A 6,318-nucleotide genomic window follows, 5' to 3' on the forward strand; every position below is an offset into this window, starting at 1 on the left:
ATCAGCACCACGATCCCGGCCGCGGGCCCCCCGGGGCGGGGCCCCCGCGCCGGCCCCGCCCCCCCCGCCCGGCTCCGGGCACGCGGAAGGGCCCGCCCCCGAGAGGGGAGCGGGCCCTTCCCGCGCTTTTCGTACGCCCGTGGCGCCTTTCCGGCGCGGGCGGGGCGTCAGTCGCCGATCAGCGCGTCCACGAACGCCCCCGGCTCGAACGGAGCCAGGTCGTCCGCGCCCTCGCCCAGGCCGATCAGCTTGACCGGCACGCCCAGCTCGCGCTGGACGGCGACCACGATGCCGCCCTTGGCCGTGCCGTCCAGCTTGGTCAGCACGATGCCGGTGATGTCGACCACCTCGGCGAACACCCGGGCCTGGATCAGGCCGTTCTGGCCGGTGGTGGCGTCCAGCACCAGCAGCACCTCGTCCACCGGGCCGTGCTTCTCGACGACCCGCTTGACCTTGCCCAGCTCGTCCATCAGGCCGGTCTTGGTGTGCAGCCGGCCGGCGGTGTCGATCAGCACGGTGTCCACGCCCTCGGCGATGCCCTCCTTGACCGCGTCGAAGGCGATCGAGGCCGGGTCCCCGCCCTCCGGGCCGCGCACGGTGCGCGCCCCGACCCGCTCGCCCCAGGTCTGGAGCTGGTCGGCGGCGGCGGCACGGAAGGTGTCGGCGGCTCCGAGCACCACGGTGCGGCCGTCGGCGACCAGGACGCGGGCCAGCTTGCCGGTGGTGGTGGTCTTGCCGACGCCGTTGACGCCGACCACCAGGACCACCGCGGGGCCCTCCTCGTGTCTGGTCGAGCGGACGGTGCGGTCGGCGTCCTTGCCGACCAGCTCGACCAGCTCCTCGCGCAGCAGCGCGCGCAGCTCGTCGGGGGTACGGGTGCCGAGCACCTTCACCCGGGTGCGCAGCCGCTCGACCAGCTCCTGGGTGGGGGCGACGCCGACGTCGGCGGTGAGCAGCGTGTCCTCGATCTCCTCCCAGGTGTCCTCGTCCAGGTGCTCCCGGGAGAGCAGCGAGAGCAGTCCCTTGCCGAGCGAGTTCTGCGAGCGGGACAGCCGCGAGCGCAGCCGGACCAGCCGGCCGGCGGTGGGCTCGGGAACCTCGACGGCGGGCGCCGCCTCGGCCTCGGCGGGCACGACCTCGGGGGCCTCGACGACCTCGACGGCCTCCGGCGTACCGGCCTCCGCCGGGAGTTCCACCTCCTCGATGGTGCGGCGGGGCGCCTCGGTCGGCGGCGCGGACTCCTCGCCGACCTGGGGCTCCTGCGGGGTCGGCTTCGGCGCCGTGATGACCGGCGCCTGCGACTTCGGGGGCAGCTGCTGGCGTCGTCTGCCGGAAACGACGAGGCCGGCGATCGCGCCGACGGCGACCACGGCGATGACTACGGCAAGGATCACGTATTCCATAACTGCTCCAGTATCCGCGACCGGAGCCCGGATGGACCGCAGCCGCCCTACACCGACGCGGTTCGTCCGGCTCGCGGCCGACGCTCCCGGTGCTCCTCGCGCAGCCGCTGGCTGATCACCTGCGAGATGCCGTCGCCCTTCATGGTCACGCCGTAGAGGGCGTCGGCCGACTCCATGGTGAGCTTCTGGTGGGTGATCACGATCAGCTGGGAGCTCTCGCGCAGCTCCTCCATGATCCCGATCAGCCGGCGCAGGTTGGTCTCGTCCAGCGCCGCCTCCACCTCGTCCATCACGTAGAACGGGCTGGGCCGGGCCTTGAAGATCGCCACCAGCAGCGCCACCGCGGTCAGCGAGCGCTCGCCGCCGGACAGCAGCGACAGCCGCTTGACCTTCTTTCCCGGCGGGCGGGCCTCCACCTCGACCCCGGTGGTGAGCATGTTGTCCGGGTCGCTCAGCACCAGCCGGCCCTCCCCGCCGGGGAAGAGCCGGGCGAAGACGCCCTCGAACTGGGCGGCGGTGTCGTGGTAGGCCGAAGTGAACAGCTGCTCGACCCGCTGGTCCACGTCCCGGACGATGTCCAGCAGGTCGCGCCGGCTGCGCTTGAGGTCGTCCAGCTGCTCGCCGAGGAACCGGTGCCGCTCCTCCAGCGCGGTGAACTCCTCCAGCGCCAGCGGGTTGACCTTGCCGAGCTGGAGGTAGGCCTTCTCGGCCGCCCGCAGCCGCTTCTCCTGCTCGGCCCGGACGTACGGGTACGGCTCCCCCGGCTCGTTCCCGTCCTCCGCGGCGACACCGGCGGCGACATCGGCGGCCGGCGCCGCGGGCGAGGGCGGAACGGGCTGGTCGGGCCCGTACGAGGCGAGCAGTTCGCCGCCGTCGATGCCGAACTCCTCCAGCGCGCGGGCCTCCAGCTGCTCGATCCGCAGCCGCTTCTCGGCCCGCAGCACCTCGTCCCGGTGCCCGGCGTCGACCAGCTTGTCCAGCTCCTCCTTGAGCCCGCGGCCGTGCTCGCGGTGCTCGCGCAGCTCGTGCTCGCGCTCGGCGCGCGCCTGTTCGACGGCCACCCGCCCGGCGTCCGCCCGGGCCAGCGACACCTCCAGGCAGGCCAGCAGCTGCCGGGCGCCCGCCGCGACGGCGTTCGCCACCGAGGCGTCGTGCTCGGCGCGCCGGCGGCGCTCGGCGGCCCGGGCGCGCGCCTCGCGTTCGGCGCGGGCGGCGCGGTCCAGCTGGTCGGCCCGGCCGGCCAGGGCGCGGACCCGTTCCTCGTGGGTGCGCACCGCGAGCCGGGCCTCCAGCTCGGCCTGCCGGGCGGCGCTCGCCGCCCCGGCCAGGCGCTGCTGTTCGGCGATGTCCGGCTCGTCCTGCCCTGCCCGGGCCGACTCCTCGGCGGCGGCCAGGCGCTGCGCCAGTTCCTCGGCGCCGTCGAGCAGTTCGGTCAGCCCCTGCTCGGCCCGCGCGGCGGCGGCCGACAGCCGCTCGGCCTCCCCGGCGGCGGCGCGGGCCTGCCCGCCGAGCCGGCCGAGTGCCCCGGCGACCTGGGCCCGTTCCTTCTCCGCCTGCCGCCGCCGCTCGGCCAGTTGCTCCACCTCGGCGGCCGACTCCCGCCGCTGTGCGGCGAGTTCGGCCAGCCGCTCGGCCGACTCGGCGCAGCGGTCGGTGAGTTCCCCGATCGCCCGGGCCGCCTCGTCCACCGCCGCCCGGGTCTCCAGCAGGCTCGGCGCACCGCCGGACCCGCCCTGGGCGAAGCCGGCGCCGAGTCGGTCCCCGTCCGCGGTGACGGCGCAGACTCCGGCCTGCGCGGCGGTCAGCCGCAGCGCCTGGTCCAGGTCCTCGACCACCGCCACCCCGGCCAGCAGCCGCCGGACCGCGCCGAGCAACTCCTCGGGGCCGTCCACCAGTTCGGCCGCCCAGCGGGCTCCGTCCGGCAACTCCTCCGCCGCCTGCGCCACCTCGGCGGCGCCGGCGATCAGCAGCGCGGCCCGGCCGGCGTCCTCGGCCCGCAGCAGCCGCAGCGCCCCGGCGGCGGCGGACGGCGAGTCGACGGCCACCGCGTCGGCCGCCGCGCCGAGCGCCGCGGCCAGCGGCACCTCGTACCCCGCCTCGATCCGCAGCAGCGCGGCCGCCGGGCCGAGCACCCCGCCCAGCCGCTCCGCCGCGTCGAGCAGCGCGCCGGTGCCGTCCTTGCGGCGCAGCCCGAGGGAGAGCGCCTCGTGCCGCGCGGTCAGGGCGGCCCGCTCGCGCTCGGCGGCACCGGCCGTCTCCCGGGCCGCGGCCAGCCCCTCCTCCACGGCGGCCAGCCGCTCGCGCGCCCGCCGGTACCCGGCCTCGGCCTGCTCGTCGTCCCCGGTCGCGCCGTCCACCTGCTGCCGGAGTTCGTCCAGCTCGGCCCGGGCGGACTCGGCGCGCAGCAGCGCCTCGTCCCTGGCCTCGGCGAGCCGGCCGATCTCGGCCTGCGCCGCGGCGGCCCTGGACCGGGCGGCGGCGGCCTGCCCCTGCAGCCGGGCCAGACCCTCCCGGCGGTCGGCGATGGCCCGGGCGGCGTCGCGCAGCCGGCGCTCCTCCTCGGCCAGCTCCCGCTCCAGCCCGTCCTTGCGCTCGACCGCCTCGGCCAGCGCGTACCGGGCCTCCTCAAGTGCCCCGGTCAGCGCGGCCTCTTCCTCGCGGACCCGCCCGGCCTCCTGTTCCAGGTCCTCGGGGTCGCGCCCGCGCCGCTCCTCGCTCCGGTCCCCGGCGGCGGCGTGCCGGGCGCGGGCCTCGGCCAGCCCGATGGTGCCGCGGGTGCGCTCGGCGAGCGCGGAGAGCCGGTACCAGGTCTGCCGGGCGGTCTCCAGGCCGGGGCCGAGCCGCTGGACCTGCGCCTCCAGGACGCTCTCGCGCTGTACCGCGCGGGCCAGTTCCTGCTCGACGGTGGTGCGGCGCAGGCGCAGCGCCAGTTCGTCCGCGATCTCGGCCTCGACGGCCCGGCGAAGCGTGCACAGGTCGTCGGCGAGCAGCCGCAGCCGGGCGTCGCGCAGGTCGGCCTGGATGCCGGCGGCCCGGCGGGCGATCCGGGCCTGCCGGCCGAGCGGTCCGAGCTGGCGGCGCAGTTCGGCGACCAGGTCCTGGACCCGGTTGAGGTTGGCCTGCATCGCGTCCAGCTTCCGCAGCGCCTTCTCCTTGCGCTTGCGGTGCTTGAGGACGCCGGCCGCCTCCTCGATGAAGGCGCGCCGCCCCATCGGGTCGGCGTGCAGTACGGAGTCCAGCTGCCCCTGCCCGACGATGACGTGCATCTCGCGGCCGATGCCGGAGTCGGAGAGCAGTTCCTGGATGTCCAGCAGGCGGCAGGTCTCGCCGTTGAGCGCGTACTCGCTGCCGCCGTTGCGGAACATGGTCCGGGTGATGGTCACTTCGGCGTAGTCGATCGGCAGGGCGCCGTCGCCGTTGTCGATGGTGAGGCTGACCTCGGCGCGGCCGAGCGGGGCGCGCCCGCTGGTCCCGGCGAAGATGACGTCCTCCATCTTGCCGCCGCGCAGCGACTTGACCCCCTGCTCGCCCATCACCCAGGACAGCGCGTCCACCACGTTCGACTTGCCGGAGCCGTTCGGGCCGACGACGCAGGTGATGCCGGGCTCGAAGCGCAGGGTGGTGCTGGAGGCGAAGGACTTGAACCCGCGCAGCGTCAGGCTCTTCAGGTGCACGCGGCCGGTCTCCTCGATCGCTCAGGACAGGAACCGACTTTATCCGGCGCCGGACACGACGAAGGGACGCCACATCCGGGCGTCCCTTGCAAGCTGCGTCCCTTTCGGGGCGGCTCAGTGCACAGCGGCGTCGATCTGCGAGGACCGGGCGGGACTCAGGTGAGAGCCGGCTCCCGCTGATCCAGATCGATGCTGTTGAGCAGCGAGTGCTCGTCAGCGACAGCGGTCAGAGCGTCGTTCTCAGCCTGCATCCGAAGGAGCTCGGCTTCAAGGTCCTGGACGCGCTGCTGAAGCCGTCGCATCTCGGAGAGCATTCGCGGGTCGGGGCCGCCGACGTACCCGAGAAGCGCCTTTGCCATGATGAATGGTCCTCCACGCTGAGTGACCGAACCGGAACGGTCCAGGTCTAGGGGGAAGGGGGACGCACGCGCGGCGCGTCACCGGAAGTGCTGGCTGGGCACTACGGCACAACCACCGTGAGCTGGGCTCACGGGGGCATGCGCCTGCCGGGAGAACGCGGTCGTGTGCGCGGGCTTCCAGCGTCTCACCAAAGACGGAAAGGGTCAACACGATCACCGCACGCTACCGCGCCCCTGTCACCTGCCCGGCGGTGTCGTCACGCCTGGGGGGTCTCGGGAGGGGTCCACCACGTGCTCGTGGATCATCGTTCGATGCGGAGTCAACCACGAGTCTGCCCGGATGGCAACCTCGTGACACCGCCGGTTCCGGATCTTTTCCCGGAACGCCGCACCCCGGTTCGCCGGAGCTCCGGCCCGGGGCGGTTCAGCGGATCTCGAAACCCTCGTAACCGGGGCCGACGGCCGTCCAGATCTCGGTGACCCCGCTGACGTTCCCCGGGGTCCCCGGGCCGCGCAGCCGGGCCAGCAGCAGCTCGCAGTCGGCCGCGAGTCCCTCGGCCACCACCTGCACCCGGCCGTCGCCGAGGTTGCCGGCGTAGCCGGTCAGGCCGATCTCCAGCGCCCGGGCCCTGGTCCACCAGCGGAAGCCGACCTGCTGGACCTTCCCCCGGACCCAGGCGGTCACCCGGACCGGTTCCTCACTGTGGGCGTCGCGACCGTGCATGCCCCTGACCTTAGGACACGCCCCGGCGGCCCGCGCGCCCGGCCACCGCCCGGCCGGCCCGCCCCGCGCACGCCGGCCGGGGCGAAGACGTGCGGGGGCCCGCCCCGGGGGCCGGGGGGGCCCCCCCGTGGCCGGGGGGGGGTGGGGGGGTACAGAAC

The 6,318-nt window shown here is 75.2% G+C and carries 4 protein-coding genes; all 4 read right to left on the reverse strand.

Going from position 1 to position 6,318, the window contains the following annotated elements; translation table 11 throughout:
* Positions 1-167: 167 nt before the first annotated feature.
* Entirely contained in the window at positions 168-1,403 is a 1,236-nt protein-coding gene (gene ftsY / locus ACWGJO_RS28420) for a signal recognition particle-docking protein FtsY (RefSeq protein ID WP_452188009.1), read from the reverse strand.
* Positions 1,404-1,450: 47 nt separating this feature from the next.
* The gene (smc, locus tag ACWGJO_RS28425; protein ID WP_452188010.1) at positions 1,451-5,077 is read right to left on the reverse strand and encodes a chromosome segregation protein SMC; all 3,627 of its coding nucleotides are present in this window, start codon (positions 5,075-5,077) and stop codon (positions 1,451-1,453) included.
* 155 nt (positions 5,078-5,232) lie between these two features.
* The gene (locus tag ACWGJO_RS28430; RefSeq protein WP_045702518.1) at positions 5,233-5,436 is read right to left on the reverse strand and encodes a hypothetical protein; all 204 of its coding nucleotides are present in this window, start codon (positions 5,434-5,436) and stop codon (positions 5,233-5,235) included.
* 424 nt (positions 5,437-5,860) lie between these two features.
* Positions 5,861-6,160 carry an acylphosphatase gene (locus ACWGJO_RS28435; protein ID WP_452188012.1) on the reverse strand — a complete coding sequence of 100 codons (300 nt, stop codon included), beginning with the start codon at positions 6,158-6,160 and terminating at the stop codon, positions 5,861-5,863.
* Positions 6,161-6,318 lie beyond the last annotated feature (158 nt).

The organism is Kitasatospora sp. NPDC054795, from assembly GCF_053611565.1.

What these genes read in the sequence shown, in the direction of transcription:
- ftsY (WP_452188009.1), bottom strand. Translation starts at nt 1,403, where the DNA reads ATGGAATACGTGATCCTTGCCGTAGTCATCGCCGTGGTCGCCGTCGGC.
- ACWGJO_RS28430 (WP_045702518.1), bottom strand. Translation starts at nt 5,436, where the DNA reads ATGGCAAAGGCGCTTCTCGGGTACGTCGGCGGCCCCGACCCGCGAATG.
- ACWGJO_RS28435 (WP_452188012.1), bottom strand. Translation starts at nt 6,160, where the DNA reads ATGCACGGTCGCGACGCCCACAGTGAGGAACCGGTCCGGGTGACCGCC.